The 13,898-nt window shown below is 58.7% G+C and carries 15 protein-coding genes; 3 read left to right on the top strand and 12 right to left on the bottom strand.

Features of this window, described 5'->3' with window-relative positions; genetic code table 11:
* Positions 1-70 precede the first annotated feature (70 nt).
* From NIM72_RS19555 to NIM72_RS19520, 8 genes are all read right to left on the bottom strand, one after another.
* Positions 71-1,489: an L-fucose/L-arabinose isomerase family protein gene (locus NIM72_RS19555; RefSeq protein ID WP_161736070.1), complete on the bottom strand. Its 1,419-nt coding sequence runs from the start codon at positions 1,487-1,489 to the stop codon at positions 71-73.
* A 20-nt stretch (positions 1,490-1,509) separates the two neighbouring features.
* Positions 1,510-2,997 (bottom strand): FGGY family carbohydrate kinase, encoded by a 1,488-nt coding sequence (locus NIM72_RS19550; protein ID WP_222924167.1) that lies wholly within the window; start codon positions 2,995-2,997, stop codon positions 1,510-1,512.
* A 2-nt stretch (positions 2,998-2,999) separates the two neighbouring features.
* Positions 3,000-3,944 (bottom strand): transketolase family protein, encoded by a 945-nt coding sequence (locus tag NIM72_RS19545; protein WP_161736072.1) that lies wholly within the window; start codon positions 3,942-3,944, stop codon positions 3,000-3,002.
* Complete coding sequence (locus NIM72_RS19540; RefSeq protein ID WP_033732315.1) at positions 3,937-4,767, bottom strand: transketolase; 831 nt, start codon at positions 4,765-4,767, stop codon at positions 3,937-3,939. The genes NIM72_RS19545 and NIM72_RS19540 overlap by 8 nt, the downstream gene beginning before the upstream one ends.
* 182 nt (positions 4,768-4,949) lie before the next feature.
* Entirely contained in the window at positions 4,950-6,056 is a 1,107-nt protein-coding gene (locus NIM72_RS19535; protein WP_161736073.1) for an ABC transporter permease, read from the bottom strand.
* 2 nt (positions 6,057-6,058) lie between these two features.
* The gene (locus NIM72_RS19530) at positions 6,059-7,573 is read right to left on the bottom strand and encodes a sugar ABC transporter ATP-binding protein (RefSeq protein WP_222924168.1); all 1,515 of its coding nucleotides are present in this window, start codon (positions 7,571-7,573) and stop codon (positions 6,059-6,061) included.
* Positions 7,573-8,172 carry a DUF2291 family protein gene (locus tag NIM72_RS19525; protein WP_161736075.1) on the bottom strand — a complete coding sequence of 200 codons (600 nt, stop codon included), beginning with the start codon at positions 8,170-8,172 and terminating at the stop codon, positions 7,573-7,575. Before NIM72_RS19525 ends, NIM72_RS19530 begins: the two co-directional genes overlap by 1 nt.
* Positions 8,173-8,174: 2 nt before the next feature.
* Positions 8,175-9,116, bottom strand: coding sequence for a D-ribose ABC transporter substrate-binding protein (locus NIM72_RS19520; RefSeq protein WP_013357546.1), 942 nt, complete (start codon positions 9,114-9,116; stop codon positions 8,175-8,177).
* A gap of 183 nt (positions 9,117-9,299) precedes the next feature.
* Between NIM72_RS19520 and NIM72_RS19515 the strand changes: the two genes are divergently transcribed.
* Positions 9,300-10,256: a sugar-binding transcriptional regulator gene (locus NIM72_RS19515; protein ID WP_161736077.1), complete on the top strand. Its 957-nt coding sequence runs from the start codon at positions 9,300-9,302 to the stop codon at positions 10,254-10,256.
* 10 nt (positions 10,257-10,266) lie between these two features.
* Here NIM72_RS19515 and emtA read toward each other — a convergent pair whose 3' ends face one another.
* A complete protein-coding gene (gene emtA / locus NIM72_RS19510; RefSeq protein ID WP_161736078.1) occupies positions 10,267-10,896 on the bottom strand; it encodes a membrane-bound lytic murein transglycosylase EmtA in 630 nt (209 codons plus the stop codon).
* Between the two features lie 166 nt (positions 10,897-11,062).
* On the opposite strand from emtA, the gene ldcA reads away from it, so the two are divergent.
* Positions 11,063-11,986 (top strand): muramoyltetrapeptide carboxypeptidase, encoded by a 924-nt coding sequence (gene ldcA, locus NIM72_RS19505; RefSeq protein ID WP_202605041.1) that lies wholly within the window; start codon positions 11,063-11,065, stop codon positions 11,984-11,986.
* A gap of 22 nt (positions 11,987-12,008) precedes the next feature.
* Positions 12,009-12,671 carry an MBL fold metallo-hydrolase gene (locus NIM72_RS19500; protein WP_033782762.1) on the top strand — a complete coding sequence of 221 codons (663 nt, stop codon included), beginning with the start codon at positions 12,009-12,011 and terminating at the stop codon, positions 12,669-12,671.
* Here the strand turns inward: NIM72_RS19500 and NIM72_RS19495 are convergent, their stop codons facing one another.
* The 3 genes from NIM72_RS19495 to NIM72_RS19485 form a co-directional block, all read right to left on the bottom strand.
* Complete coding sequence (locus NIM72_RS19495) at positions 12,672-13,085, bottom strand: GNAT family N-acetyltransferase (protein WP_061062233.1); 414 nt, start codon at positions 13,083-13,085, stop codon at positions 12,672-12,674.
* Between the two features lie 15 nt (positions 13,086-13,100).
* Positions 13,101-13,484, bottom strand: coding sequence for a hypothetical protein (locus NIM72_RS19490; protein WP_135909190.1), 384 nt, complete (start codon positions 13,482-13,484; stop codon positions 13,101-13,103).
* Positions 13,485-13,670: 186 nt separating this feature from the next.
* Entirely contained in the window at positions 13,671-13,850 is a 180-nt protein-coding gene (locus NIM72_RS19485) for a hypothetical protein (protein ID WP_013357539.1), read from the bottom strand.
* Positions 13,851-13,898 lie beyond the last annotated feature (48 nt).

Here is a 13,898-nt window from a genome sequence, read left to right as displayed (position 1 = left end):
GCCGGTGCGGGCGGAATCGTGACCGCATCGGCTGCTTCACCCCTTGCATTCAGCCGTTCCGCCTTACCGCTTACTGATGCCGGTAGCAGCTCACGCCGAGATACTCACTGAACGCTTCCTGCAGCACGCCAGCCGTGGCCGAGTGGTTCATCGCCACGTGATGCTCAAAGCCATTGCGGCAGATCCACGCCAGCAGCGTCTCCAGCTGCGGCACCTGAATGACCGCGCGACAGCCGACTGTGTCCAGCGGATCGGTGACAGATATTCCTTCACCCACATAGGCTTTGATTTCGCCGCTGAAGTCATCGGTCGAGAGGCGAAAATAGGTGAGATCGCCCTGCTTCATCCGGCCATGCACCGCGCCGCAGGTGTTCTCTTTGCCCACGGTGGTGCCAATAATATCCGCCGTGCCCATGGTCGGTGACTCCAGGCTGGCGCTGGCAAAATTCCCGCAATGAAACAGTACACACTTGTCCCGCTCGTCGCCAAAGTTGTTGTTCCAGTCCGCCAGTGAAGCAGGACTCAACGAACAACTGGCGAGCGCATACATCGACAGCGCACCCATCACGTCCACTTCACAGGCGCTGGGCATCAGTTGACCCGACATCACGCTCATAATTGAGCAGACGTTGATGCCCAGGTTTTCCTGCAGCGACGTCCAGCACTGAATGGCAGTCGTATCGATATCGTTGTCGCTGATCCACTCGCTGATCACCACAAACAGTTTGGCCATGGTCACCAGTTTGTCACCCGGAATCCCGCGCGCATCGGCGTTGGCTTCCAGGATTTCGCGCTTCTCTGCCACGCGGATATCGTCATCACGCAGCCGGTTAGTGCGGGTAAAAATTTCTGATAGATCCAGGGTTTCTACCGCGATGCCCATCTTCTCCAGCAGCTTTTCGCTGTAGCGCACGGTGTTGAATCCGGCGGGCCGCGCACCAATCGCGCCGACACGAACCCGCCGCATCGCATTCACCACCCGACAGAGCTGGCTGAAACGCTGTAAATCCTGCTGAAAAACTTCGCCGCTCAGGGCGCAGACATGCTGACGGGTCAGGGTAAACGGGATGCCGTACTGCCGCAGGTTGTTGCAGAGCGAGATTTTACCGCAGAAGCTGTCACGTCGGGTCGCCAGCCCCATTTTATCCAGGTTGTCCTCTTCTGCCTGCACCAGCACTGGCACATTCAGCCCGGCCAGACGCAGCGCTTCGGCAATGGCCTTTTCGTCACCAAAGTTAGGCAGCAGCACCACAATGCCGTGAATCGCTTCGCGATGCTGGCGAAACAGCGCAGCGCAGGTTTTGGCCTCCTGCCGCGTCTCGACGCCGCCCAGATTGGTCTGGGTTTCATCCAGCATCACCGTATTAATGTTCATCTTTTCAAACAGCGCAACCGCCTGCTGGCGCGCCTCGCCCACCAGATAGCTGGGAAAAAATCCCCGGTTGCCAATAATGACGCCGAAGGTTAACTGCTGAGGAAGTGTTGACATGGCTCTGCTCCGGTTAAGGATTAATGTGGCTGATAACGACAGCGTGCAACGGCGTCGATCCAGCCTTTATAGTTTTCCTGCATACGCTGCGCGAGCTCTTCACGCGGCATGATGACACTGCCACCCTGCAGTGCCTGCATATCACTGCCCTGCTGCCACCATCCCAGTACTTTGCCCGCCAGCAGCGCCGCGCCCAGCGCGGAAACCTCGGCGGTCGGCACACGCTGCAGCGGCCGCTGTAACACATCCGCCTGTAACTGCATCAGCCAGCTGTTTTCGGTGGCGCTGCCATCCACACAGAGAGCCGGGAGCTGCTGGCCGCTGGCCTGCTCCATCGCAAAAAAGACGTCGGCGATTTGCCAGACGATTGACTCCAGCGCGACCCGTGCCAGTACATCGGGCGTGGCGGCGTCCGTCAGTCCACATACCATGCCGCGCGCCTGCAGATCCCACCAGGGCGCGCCCAGACCGGAGAGCGCCGGGACAAAATAGATGCTCTGATTGTCGTCGCAGCGCTGCGCCATGGCGGTCAGCGCACGCGGATCCTGCACGCCGAGCAGTTTGCCCAGCCAGGCGGCACCGGAACCGGTATGGGTGATATTGCCTTCAAAGGCATAACGCAGCGTGCCGTCGTGCCAGGCCACGGTGGTGCTGAGGCCATTTTCCGTCAGCAGCGGCGTCGCCATCGACATCATCAGTGAAGAGCCGGTGCCGTAGGTGGCTTTCACCACTTCTGACTCGCCGCGCCGCTGCGCCTGCAGTGCAGCATGGGAGTCACCGATGCGCGCCAGAATTGGCGTGCCGGGCGCTAAGCCGGGAATGTTACGCACCGCGACAACGCCCTGTTCGCTGGCGGAGGAGGTAATACGTGGCAGTGCGGCGCGCGGTAGCTGAAACAGCGTCAGCAGCTCGTCGTCCCAGTCATTGAGATGCAGGCTGTAAAGTTGAGTGCGGGCTGCGTTGGCGTGATCGGTAACGAATATCTCGCCTGCGCTGAGCTGCCAGCTGAGCCAGCTGTCGACAGTGCCGATGCAAAGCTCACCGGCTGCGGCCCGCGCTGCGCCATCGGGAATGGCGGCCAGCATCCCGGTCAGCTTGGCGGCAGGAAACATCGGATCAACGGCGAGCCCGGTTAAGCCGGTGATACGTGGCGCTTTGCCCGCCTGATGCAGATCGCGACAGAATGATTCAGAGCGGCGATCCTGCCAGCTCACCAGTGGCGTCAGGGGCTGACCATCACACCGCTGCCAGATCAGCACCGACTCGCGCTGATTGCTGATCGCCACGGCCGCAACAGGCGCGCCATCACAGGCTGACAGACACTGGATGATTGCCTGCTTTACCGCCTGCCAGATTGCCATAGGGTCCTGCTCCGCCAGTCCGGGCTGCGGATGTTGCAGGGTTAAACTCTGGCTGCCGCGCGCCACTACGCGGCCACTGCGATCAACCGTAATCGCCTTGGCGTTGGTGGTGCCTTCGTCAATCGCCAGAATCAGGGGTCCCACCATTTTTATGCTCCTGCGCAGATGCGTGCTGCACTGTTAACTATGCTGCTGGCATCAATGCCATGACGGGCGCGGGTCGAGGCGCGATCGCCGGCAATCGCATATTCGCCATCCGGAATGCCGAGCCGTAACAGCGGGATGCCGCAGCCGCCCTCCGCCAGCACCTCGGCCACCAGGCTGCCGACACCACCATTGACGTTGTGCTCTTCTACGGTAATCACCGCTGGGTAGTGATTTAACAGGTTGCGCAGCTGTTGGGTATCACAGGGACGAATCGATGGAACCGCGATCACACCGGCTGAAATGCCCTGTTCAGCCAGTTGCTCAGCGGCGTGAACCACCTCGTGAACCGTTGAGCCCATTGCCACCAGCGCGATGTCGCTGCCTTCCCGTAACAGGTCGATCGCGCCCGGCCTGAACCGGTAGTTTTCGTCATGCAGCTGCGGCAGATCTTTGCCATCCAGACGGATATAAACCGGGCCGACATGCTCAAGGGCGTAGTCGATGATCTGGCGGCACTCCAGCGGGCAGGAAGGTGCATAGATCTCGATGTTGCCGAAACCGCGCATCACCGCGATATCATCAATGCTGTGGTGGGTGCTGGCTAACGGGCCATAGCTGGCCCCGGCATTCAGCCCGAACAGTTTGACGTTGGTGTTGTTGTAACAGACGTCAACTTTCACCTGCTCATTGGCGCGTGATACCAGAAACGGCGCGGCGTTACAGGTCACCGCAACTTTGCCACCCAGCGCCAGCCCGGCCGCTGTGCCCACCAGCGTCTGCTCGGCGATGCCGACGTTGATCAGCCTGTCGGGAAACGCCTTAATAAAGGGGGAGATTTTGGCGGTTGAGGTGGAGTCAGCCACCACCGGCACCAGATCCACGCCGCGATTCACCGCGTCGATGAAAGCCGTCACCATGACGCTTGCTAAATGTTGTGCATTACTCATCTTTCAGTTCCTCCAGTGCCAGCGCAATCTCTTCGCCTTTCGGCACCCGGTGATGCCATTCGGCTTTGCTCTGAATAAAGGAGATACCAAAGCCCTTTTCGGTATGCGCGACAATGACCTGCGGCTTGCCGTTCTTCGGCAGGTTTTCGATGGTGTCGACGACCGCCGCCATCTCATTGCCGTTGCATTCGGTAACCTCCAGCCCGAAGGCACGCCATTTTTCCGGCAGCGGATCGGTGTTCATGATGTCGCGGGTCGCGCCCGCCAGTTGCAGCTTGTTCTTGTCATTAATGATGATCAGGTTGTCGAGGCCGTAATGTGCCGCGACCAGTGCCGCCTCCCAGTTGCTGCCTTCGGCCAGTTCCCCGTCGCCGGTCACCACAAAGATGCGGCGCGAGCTGTTATCTTTTTTCGCTGCGATAGCGATGCCCACCGCCACCGGCAGGCCGTGACCCAGCGCGCCGGTGTTTAGCTCAACGCCAGGCGTTTTCTGCCGCACCGGATGGCCGGGCAGATGTGAGTCGGCATGCTGATAGGTTGCCAGCCAGTCGGTTGGAAAGTAGCCCGCCTCCGCCAGCACGCAGTAATAGCCGCCCACCGCGTGTCCTTTAGACTGGATGTAGATGTCACGCTGATCGTCGTCCGTGCGATCCGGGGCGCAGTTCAGGATGCGGAAGTAGAGCGCGGTGAGGATCTCCACCTGTGACAGATCGGCACCGGTATGACCGCCTGCCGGGCTACCCGCATTTAGCTGGATGATGCGACGACGGATAGCACGCGCCCGACGCTCAAGGTCTTCGACCGGAAGATTGAAAGGATTCATACACTACCTCTGAATTTTAAATCGTTTATGAATATATATTCACGCCGGTTAAAAAAATTTCTACCAAAAATACGTGCCTTACACTGGCACGCCCTTCTGTCTGCCACTCTGCGCGTCTGACCGGGCAGGCCATCCCCGTGAGCAGAAACATGCAGCAGTCCGGCCTGCCCGACTCAGCGCGATCAGGGTTTTGCCGGTGTGCCCTCCTCGATTAATGCTTTCTGTGCCACCACCGCCGCCTTCTGCTGCATCCGGCTCTGAGTCTGATCGATAATGACCGCAATGATGATGACAATACCCTTAATGACCATCTGCCAGAATTCGCTGACGCCCATCATGATCAGGCCATCCGCCAGAAAGCCGATGACAAACGCCCCAATCAGCGTGCCGACAATGGTGCCGCGTCCGCCCGCCAGCGACGTGCCGCCCAGCACCACGGCGGCAATCGCGTTCATCTCAAACGCGGTGCCGTTCGCCGGATGGCTGGCGACCAGTTGCGATGAGACCACGATGCCGGCAATGGCTGCGCAGAAGCCCGACAGGGTGTAGACCAGAATTTTCACCTGCCGGGTTTTCACACCCGACAGTTCAGCAGCACGCTCGTTGTCGCCGATGGCATAGACCTGACGGCCAAACGGCAGACGACGGGCGATATAGCCGATGACCAGCGCCAGCAGCACCATCATCCAGATGGCATACGGCAGCCCGAGTAACGTCCCCGCACCAATCCGATCGAAGCCGGTATTGCCCAGTAGCGGATTACCCTGTAAACCGGGAAAGGTCTCGCCGCCGGAGGTGAGCATGGCCGCGCCGCGCAGGATATACATGGTGCCGAGAGTGCAGATAAAGGGGGCCACGTTGTAGCGGGTAATGATCCAGCCATTGCCCGCGCCAATCAGCGCGCCGATAAACAGCACCACCGGCACAATCACCCAGACACTGGGAAAGATAGCGATGCCAAACATCGGCAGCACAATCCCTTTAGTGATCAGCCAGCCGGCGATCATGCCGCACAGCCCTAAGGTGGCCCCAATCGACAGGTCGATCCCCGCAGTGATAATGACAAAGGTGATGCCCAGCGCCAGAAAGGCGTTGATGGCGATATGCTTCACCATGATCACCAGGCTGCCGGTGGCGAGAAAGTCCGGCACGGTGATGGCGAAGAAGCCGACAATCAGAATCAGCGCAATAAAGGTGCGCAGTTTCAGAAGCAGCAGCAGAATGCTTTCGCGTGAACTGAATGCCTTAGCCGGAAGCGTGTTCAGCGCGACGCTGTTATTGCTTTTCATGCTCAGAACCCCTGCGCACTTGCTTTCACCAGCGCTGCCTCTTCCGCCTGGTCGCGGGGAAGATCAGCCGTAAGTTTGCCGCCCGACATCACCAGGATGCGATCGGCTACCGCCATAATCTCTTTCAGATCTGAGGTGGAGAACAGCACGGCGATACCCTGCTGCGACAGCGCCACCATGGTGCGAAACACCTCGGCTTTGGCCCCGACGTCAATGCCGCGGCTCGGCTCATCCAGCAGCAGCAGGCGCGGATTGGTCAGCAGCGCACGGCCAATCACCACTTTCTGCTGGTTGCCGCCGCTGAGTGCGCTGATGGCGACGTCCGGCGAAGAGATTTTGATCGCCAGGTTGCCCACCGTCTGGTTCACCGCCTGCAGCTCCGCCTGATGCGCTATGGCAAAACGGCGCGACAGCCGCCGCCACAGGCTGGCGATGGTGAGATTACTGGCGACCGACGAGACCGGGAAAATCCCGGCGCGTTTGCGATCTTCCGGCACCAGACTCATGCCCATGCGGATGCGATCGGCGGTCGGCAGACGGGTTGGCAGCGGTTTACTGTCGAGCCACAGCTTGCCGAGATAGTGACGCTGGCTGCCGAGCAGACACTCAAACAGTTCGGTGCGACCCGCGCCCATCAGTCCGTAGATCCCGACAATTTCGCCGGCACGCACCTGAAAACTGACATCATCGACCAGCGTATTGCCGTTGGGGCTGACGCAGGTAATATGCTGTGCTTCCAGCACCGGCGCGCCAAACTCACGCTCATCCGGCAAAAAGGTCGTGACCGGCTCACTGCCCAGCATCTCGCGCACGATCCATGGCACATCAATGGTGCTGACTGGTGCTTCCGCCTGGAAACGTCCGTCGCGCAGAATGGTAATCACGTCACCAATTGCCATCAGCTCCTCCAGCCGGTGGGAGATATAGATAAGGGTCACGCCCTGCTGCGTCAGGTCGCGGATCACCCGGAACAGGATCTCCACTTCGGTTTTGCTCAGCGCAGAGGTCGGCTCGTCGAGGATCAGAATGTCTGCATCTTCTGCCAGCGCTTTGGCGATCTCCACCAGTTGCTGCTGACCCACTTTGAGATTGCCGACCCGCTCAGTGGGCGAAATCGGCTGGTCGAGTCGTGCCATCAGTGCGGCGGTGCGGCGTGCCTGCTCCACCTCATTGATGGGTAACAGGCCGCGCTGGATCTCCCGGCCCAGAAAGAGGTTCTCCGCCACCGTGAGGTTTTCAAACAGATTCAGCTCCTGGTGCACCATGCCGATACCGTGCCGGGCGGCGTCACGGGTGCTGCTCAGCGTCAGCGGCTCGCCATTCAGGAACAGCGAACCGGCGGTGGGCTGCTGCACCCCGGCCAGAATCTTCATCAGGGTTGATTTCCCCGCCCCGTTTTCACCGATGATGACGTTAACTTTGCCGCGCCAGACCCGGTAGTCGACGCGATCCAGCGCCAGCGTGCCGGGAAACAGCATCGATATCTGTTCGGCCCGCAGAATGATCTCATCGTTCATCAGGGCGTTCCCCGCTTCAGCTCCACCGCCACCACCTCTTCAACGCTGTTGTGACCGATGCTCACCGCCAGCAGCGCCTGCACCGGCTGGTTGACCCAGCTGGCATCCAGCGGCGGCAGCTGCTTCACCGCGTGACGGTTCAGCGCCCGCGTCAGCTGGGCATACTGCACCTGATTCGTAAACTCCTCGAAACGGAACCCGGCGGCGTCGCGAATAGCGTTGCTGCGCAGCACCGGCCCGACGCTGACTGCCACCGGTTTACCGTTGATCGTCAGCGTCAGTGTGCGTTCACGCGGATTACTCTCATCCAGAGCGCTGGCCGTCCCGCTGGCCCGTACGAAGACGCTTTCACGCCCGTCGGGTTTAACCGTCTGACTTTTCGCCTCCATGTCGGCCCAGCTCAGCGCGTGGCTGTTCGCGGTGGTCATGACCCGCGGCTGCCAGGTCTCTTCCGCAATCTGCTGTGGCGTCTGGGTGGTATAGCTGGGCTTCGCGTGCGGATCTTTCGGCAGAATCGGGTTACCGTCCGCATCCAGATCCACCACGGTGCAGGCGCTGAGCAGCGCCATACCGGTCAATACCGCCAGTATCCGTTTCATGGTTATTTCGCCAGGTTGAAGTTTTTCAGCTTAGCGGCGTTGCTGTCGTCAATCAGCACACAGTCCATCAGCTGCTTCTCCTGTTTCTGCGCTTTGCCGTTCTTCAGGTAGTAGTCCGCCTGCGTGACCGCCATCTGCGCCTGATCCCAGCCCGGTTGCAGTACCGTCGCTTTGATGTTGCCTTTGTTGAGGATCGAATCGCGGGTGTAGTCGCTGCCGTCAAAACCCACCACGATGACCGAGGTTTTCCCGGCGGCTTTCAGCGCGGCTTCCGCACCCAGCGCCATGGTGTCGTTACCGGAGATCACACCGACGATGTTGGGGTGCTTCTGCAGCAGGGTTTCCATGCGGCTGAAGGCTTCGGTCTGGCTCCAGTTAGCGCTTTGCTGCGCCACCATTTTCAGGTCGGTGTAGTCATCCAGTACGTCGTGATAGCCCTGCGACCGCACGCCCGCGTTGGTGTCAGACTCCTTGCCCAGCAGTTCAACGTACTCGCCTTTGCCGCCCAGCAACTTTGCAAATTTCTCTGCACCCAGCTGCGCACCCTGATAGTTATTGGAGACGATCTGCGCCACGGCGATACCGGTTTTGTTGATCTCACGGTCAATCAGAAAGGTCGGGATACCGGCATCTTTGGCTTTCTGCACCGGCCCGACGGTGGCGTCCGCGCCGGCGTTATCCAGAATGATCGCTTTGGCTTTGCGCGCAATCGCGGTCTCAATCAGCTGGTTTTGCTTGTTAACGTCATCGTCGTGCGACGCTACCAGCGTGGCATAACCCAGCTCTTTGGCTTTAGCTAACGCGCCTTCTGCCTCGGCTTTAAAAAACGGGTTGTCATGGGATGGGGTAATAATCGCCAGCAGGCCTTGCTCTGCCGCCAGCGCCGTTGCAGAAAAAGCGAACATCGAAGCCAGCAGGGTCAGTTTAATCAGAGGACGCGTCATTGTTTCTCTCCGCTTGAATATATATTCACACGCGATTTTATATGCATAATGACTATGCGCCTGCGCTGACGCGCCGTCCAATGCGCGATCGTTAAAAAGCGAAAACGATCACAAATTAGCCTGCGTTGTGATTTTGATCATCCTGGTTAACAATACCGGGCAGATTCAGAGAGGGAAAAACCGATGGCAAAACAGGATGAACAGCGACTGATGGTGAAGATTGCCACGCTTTACTATGTCGAAGGGCTGAAGCAGTCAGAGATCGCGCAGTCGCTGACCCTATCGCAATCATTTGTCTCACGCATTCTTAATCGCAGCGTGAAAGAGGGGGTGGTCAAGATTAGCGTGGTGCCACCGGCCAACGTCTATCCGGAACTGGAAAAGGCGATTGAGCAGACCTACAACCTGCCGCAGGCGATTGTGGTGGATGTGCCGGATCAGGCCTCGCCGCTGCAGATTAAACAGGCGATTGGTTCGGCGGCTGCTCACTATCTGGAGACCCGGCTGCGCAACGATGAGCTGATTGGTATTTCGTCGTGGAGCGGCACTATCCGGGCGATGGTGGATGCACTGCATCCGCTCAACAGCGCCTGTAAGGGCGTGATCCAGCTGCTGGGCGGCGTCGGAGCCAACGGCAACGTGCAGGCCACCATTCTGACCCAGAATCTGGCGGCGCTGCTGAACTGCCCTGCCTGGCTACTGCCGTCGCAGTCGATTGAGCATTCGGTCAGCGATCGCCAGCGGCTGTCGGCCAATGCCGAGGTTGCCGAAGTGCTGAGTAAATTTGAGCAGGTCGATCTGGCGATTGTCGGCATCGGCGATCTGGAGCCGTCAGCGCTGCTGCGCAATTCTGGCAACTACTACGATGGCAAAATGCTGCAGACGCTGGCGGCACGCGGTGCGGTCGGTGATATCTGCCTGCACTATTTTGACGCCTGTGGCCAGCCGGTATTGAAAGCTGAAGAAGATCCGGTGATCGGAATGGAACTGGCGCAGGTGAAACAGTGCGCGCAGGTCGTCGGACTGGCTGGCGGACGGGAGAAAGCGCAGGCGATTCGCGGTGCGCTATTGGGCGGTTATATCAAGGTGCTGATTATTGACTATCCCACGGCCCGGCTGCTGCTCACGCCGCAGGCGTAGTCAAAACCGGTCAGATGGTGCGGTAAGCGGTGGTGACTTTCCAGAGATAGCGCGGTGCCTGCGCCGCCGGATGCCTGTTCTGCACATGCTGATAGAATTCATCCGGTGACATGGCGTTGATCATCGCAATGGCCCGATCGCGGTCGCGGGAAAATGTTCGCAGCAGTGCACCGGCACCGTTGGCATAAGAGACGATGGTGGCGTAGCGCAGGGTCAGCGGATCGCGGATGCCCGACAGCGCAGAGTCCTGCAGGATGCGGATATAGGCGGTGCCGATATCAATATTTTTGGCCGGATCGCGCAACTCGGCATTCGACGGCTGACCCCGGCGGCCCAGCGTGCGATAGACTTCACGTCCCGCGGTCGACGCTTTAATCTGCATCAGCCCGACCGCATTGGAACGGCTCACTACGCCCGGATTTCCACCCGATTCGACACTGATAATGGCGCTGATCAACTTCTCATCAACGCCATAATGACTGGCGGCATCTTCGGTAAACATGGCCCAGGTTCCATTGACGCTGGAAGGCGGTGCCTGCGTTAACGGCGTGTTGCGCTGCTTAACGGCATGGTGCGGTGGCTCGCTGGTACAGCCAGTCAGGAGTAACGCCGAGAGTATAAGGTGTCGGATTTTCAGCAATTTTTCGTCTCATCGCGATTGTGGCGAATGCTATCATACCCAGGCAGCCTGAGAGCAAAATTACCGTTTATCCTAAATACACGATTATGCGGCGCGCACCGTGACTTCAGCGGGCTTTTTCGCCATCATCGCCGTCAGTCATGTGCGCTAACAGCAGGAAAGTATGATGATTTCACGTTCAGTTCGTCTTATCTCCCCCTCCGGTTACTGTCATAATCAGCCTGCGGCACTGCAGGGCATTGCACGACTGCGCGCGGCGGGCCATCAGGTGGAGAACGAGCAGGTGATCACCCGCCGTTTTCAGCGCTTCGCCGGAACGGACGCAGAGCGCCTTGAGGATATCAACCAGCTTGCCAGCCTCACTACGCTGCCCGACGTGGTGCTGGCGGTGCGCGGCGGTTATGGGGCCAGCCGGTTACTGGCGTCCATCGACTACGTCGCCCTGCAACGCCGTCTGCTGAATCAGCCGCTGGCGCTGTGCGGCCACAGCGACTTTACCGCGATTCAGCTGGCTCTGCTGGCGCAGGTCGGCCTGATTACCTTCAGTGCACCGATGCTGGCCGGTAACTTCGGTGCCGCGACCTTATCTGAATTTACCCTGCACCACTTCTGGCAGGCACTGACATCACCTACAGTAGAGGTGAAATGGCAGAGCGAAACGCCAGATCAGGGTGACTGGCAGGGTACGCTGTGGGGCGGGAATCTGGCGATGATCTGCTCTCTGATCGGCACGCCGTGGATGCCGCAGATTGAGAACGGCATTCTGGTGATAGAAGATGTCAATGAGCATCCGTTCCGCATTGAACGCATGCTGATTCAGCTGGAGCAGAGCGGCATTCTGGCGCGACAGCGGGCAATCGTCACAGGCAGCTTCACCAGCACAACCCTGTCGGACTATGACAATGGGTTTGATTTCAGTACCGTCTGGCAGCGCGTGCGTGATACTACCGATCTGCCGGTGATCTGTGGATTAGATTTTGGACATGCCGCTGACACCGTCACACTGCCGCTGGGCGCCAGCGCACGATTAGCGGTCAGCCAGGGCAACGCCCATTTGCAGGCGACCGGGCATCCCGTCCTGCGGGAATAGAGAGCGTTTCAGGAGATCGACATTGAAGCCGTTGTATGACGATTTGTGGATCTCAACCCCGGAATTCCCGGTGGAAGATGCCGTTAATGACCTGATGATGCATGGCTTTATGCTGCGTCACCCGCGCGGCAATCTGCTGATTGGCCGCGTTGAAAATCCGCTCGATCATGAAGTGATTGCCGATACCGGCGGCGTGATCCGTCACTATCTGACCCACTGGCACGAATCCGCGCCCGGTGCGGCAGTGATCCAGCAGCGGTTTAGCAGCGCGCTCTACTGCCACAGCCGCTCATTAGGCCCTATCAGTCGTTTTGCGGAGCCGGATGACACCTTTTCGCAGCCGGAGACACATTTCGGCGATTTCCATCTGCTGCCAACGCCCGGACACACGCCGGGTAGTTGCAGCTTTCTCTATACCTCGCCGCTGGGGCTAACCTATCTGTTTGTCGGCGATACCGTGACCCGCTCTCATGACAACTGGATCACGGTGCTGGTGCCGGACAGTAATCCGGCTGAGCTGAGTCAGACGCTGGAATTTTACCGCTCGCTGCGCCCCGACGTGGTACTGATGAGTACCACGCGCGGCCATCTTTCCTGGAAAAAAGTGACGCTGCAAAGCTGGCTGGCTGCCATTGATGAAGCTGAACAGCATCCCCTGGATCTGCGGGAAAATCCGCTGTTCTGATTACAGTTCTTTGGTCAGATAGTGCCGCTGATGATGATCCATGTAGTTCGCCAGTGTAAGCCGCAGGGTATAGCCGAGTTTTTCGTAAAACGGCCGCGCCTGAAAACTGGCGGTATCTACCTGTGCATAGCGGCAGCCGCGATCCCGGGCCTCCTGCTCGGCAGCCTGAATCAGCCTGCTGCCTGCCCCCTGCCCGCGTAGCGCCTCACTCACCCAGAGCATATCAATCCGCAGCCAGTTACCGGTCGTTGAGCCGGTCAGTCCGGCCAGCTTTTTACCCTGCTCATCACGGATAAACACGCCAATTGACCTGATCGTATTCACATCAATAAATTTGCTGTTGAAGGCATTGAGAGCCAGCCTGACCTCATCCAGATCCTGCGCAGTAACGTTGTCGGTAATCTCAGGTTGCATAGTGGCTCCAGGGGGTTAACTGTCGGAACGCTGACGATCGTCGTAACGCTCCAGGGTCAGCGCATCCACATCGCGTTTTTCGCTGCGGCTGCAGGGCAGCAGTTTATCGCTGTCGCGGTAAACAAAGAAGGTTGCCTGGCTGCGCTGGTTCACAATCAGCTGATCGCCATTGCGAAAGCGGGTAATCGCCACCTGATCGCCCGCTTCTAAGCGGGTTCGCTGCTGACCGGCGGCAATCTGGAAATGATTTTCCGGCCACATCAGGGTGGTTAAACCATATTCGGCACGTGAAACTGTCATGGTCGGCCGACCGGGACAGTTAAGCTGAAATTCGGTTTCACTCCAGGCGGGTGCGATATGACAGGCCAGCAGGCCCAGGGCAATTAACGCTGCCTTCATGCTGTGTCTCCACTGATTTCATTGAGAATTTTCTTAGCTTAACATAGAAAAACCAGAGGAGAGGCGTGAGGGGAGCGTGACTAAGACCATTAAAAGGTGGAATCGGTGTGCGAAAAAACCTGAAAGTTGAGAAAAGATAAAGTAATCCGGCCAGCCTGACAGCGTACCCGCCTGGCCGGATTGTGACTATTCGGCAGCGACCTCGGCGGCCACTAACATCAGCGCCAGCCCGGCATTTTCGCTATCATAAGCCTGCATGGCTGCACGAATATTCGCTGAGCAGGCGAGCACCTGTTGCTTCTTATCGGCTTCCAGCTCGTCAATCGCGTGGCGAATAATCATTAGACTTGCTTCTTCTTCTTTCATCATTTATCCCTGGATTTGCCTAAGTGGTGCGCAAAGGAGCCAAGAATA

The sequence above is a fragment of the Pantoea sp. B550 genome, from assembly GCF_024158165.1.
Taxonomy (GTDB): Bacteria; Pseudomonadota; Gammaproteobacteria; order Enterobacterales; family Enterobacteriaceae; genus Pantoea; species Pantoea alfalfae.
Note: the sequence above shows the minus strand (reverse complement) of the source record. Positions and strands in the feature narration are given on the sequence as shown.

Excerpts from the sequence above, each read along its gene's own strand:
- ldcA (WP_202605041.1), top strand. The coding sequence starts at position 11,063 with ATGATTTCACGTTCAGTTCGTCTTATCTCCCCCTCCGGTTACTGTCAT.
- NIM72_RS19545 (WP_161736072.1), bottom strand. The coding sequence starts at position 3,944 with ATGAGTAATGCACAACATTTAGCAAGCGTCATGGTGACGGCTTTCATC.
- NIM72_RS19520 (WP_013357546.1), bottom strand. The coding sequence starts at position 9,116 with ATGACGCGTCCTCTGATTAAACTGACCCTGCTGGCTTCGATGTTCGCT.
- NIM72_RS19550 (WP_222924167.1), bottom strand. The coding sequence starts at position 2,997 with ATGGTGGGACCCCTGATTCTGGCGATTGACGAAGGCACCACCAACGCC.
- NIM72_RS19555 (WP_161736070.1), bottom strand. The coding sequence starts at position 1,489 with ATGTCAACACTTCCTCAGCAGTTAACCTTCGGCGTCATTATTGGCAAC.
- NIM72_RS19530 (WP_222924168.1), bottom strand. The coding sequence starts at position 7,573 with ATGAACGATGAGATCATTCTGCGGGCCGAACAGATATCGATGCTGTTT.
- NIM72_RS19515 (WP_161736077.1), top strand. The coding sequence starts at position 9,300 with ATGGCAAAACAGGATGAACAGCGACTGATGGTGAAGATTGCCACGCTT.
- NIM72_RS19495 (WP_061062233.1), bottom strand. The coding sequence starts at position 13,085 with ATGCAACCTGAGATTACCGACAACGTTACTGCGCAGGATCTGGATGAG.
- NIM72_RS19490 (WP_135909190.1), bottom strand. The coding sequence starts at position 13,484 with ATGAAGGCAGCGTTAATTGCCCTGGGCCTGCTGGCCTGTCATATCGCA.
- NIM72_RS19485 (WP_013357539.1), bottom strand. The coding sequence starts at position 13,850 with ATGAAAGAAGAAGAAGCAAGTCTAATGATTATTCGCCACGCGATTGAC.
- NIM72_RS19525 (WP_161736075.1), bottom strand. The coding sequence starts at position 8,172 with ATGAAACGGATACTGGCGGTATTGACCGGTATGGCGCTGCTCAGCGCC.
- NIM72_RS19535 (WP_161736073.1), bottom strand. The coding sequence starts at position 6,056 with ATGAAAAGCAATAACAGCGTCGCGCTGAACACGCTTCCGGCTAAGGCA.
- NIM72_RS19540 (WP_033732315.1), bottom strand. The coding sequence starts at position 4,767 with ATGAATCCTTTCAATCTTCCGGTCGAAGACCTTGAGCGTCGGGCGCGT.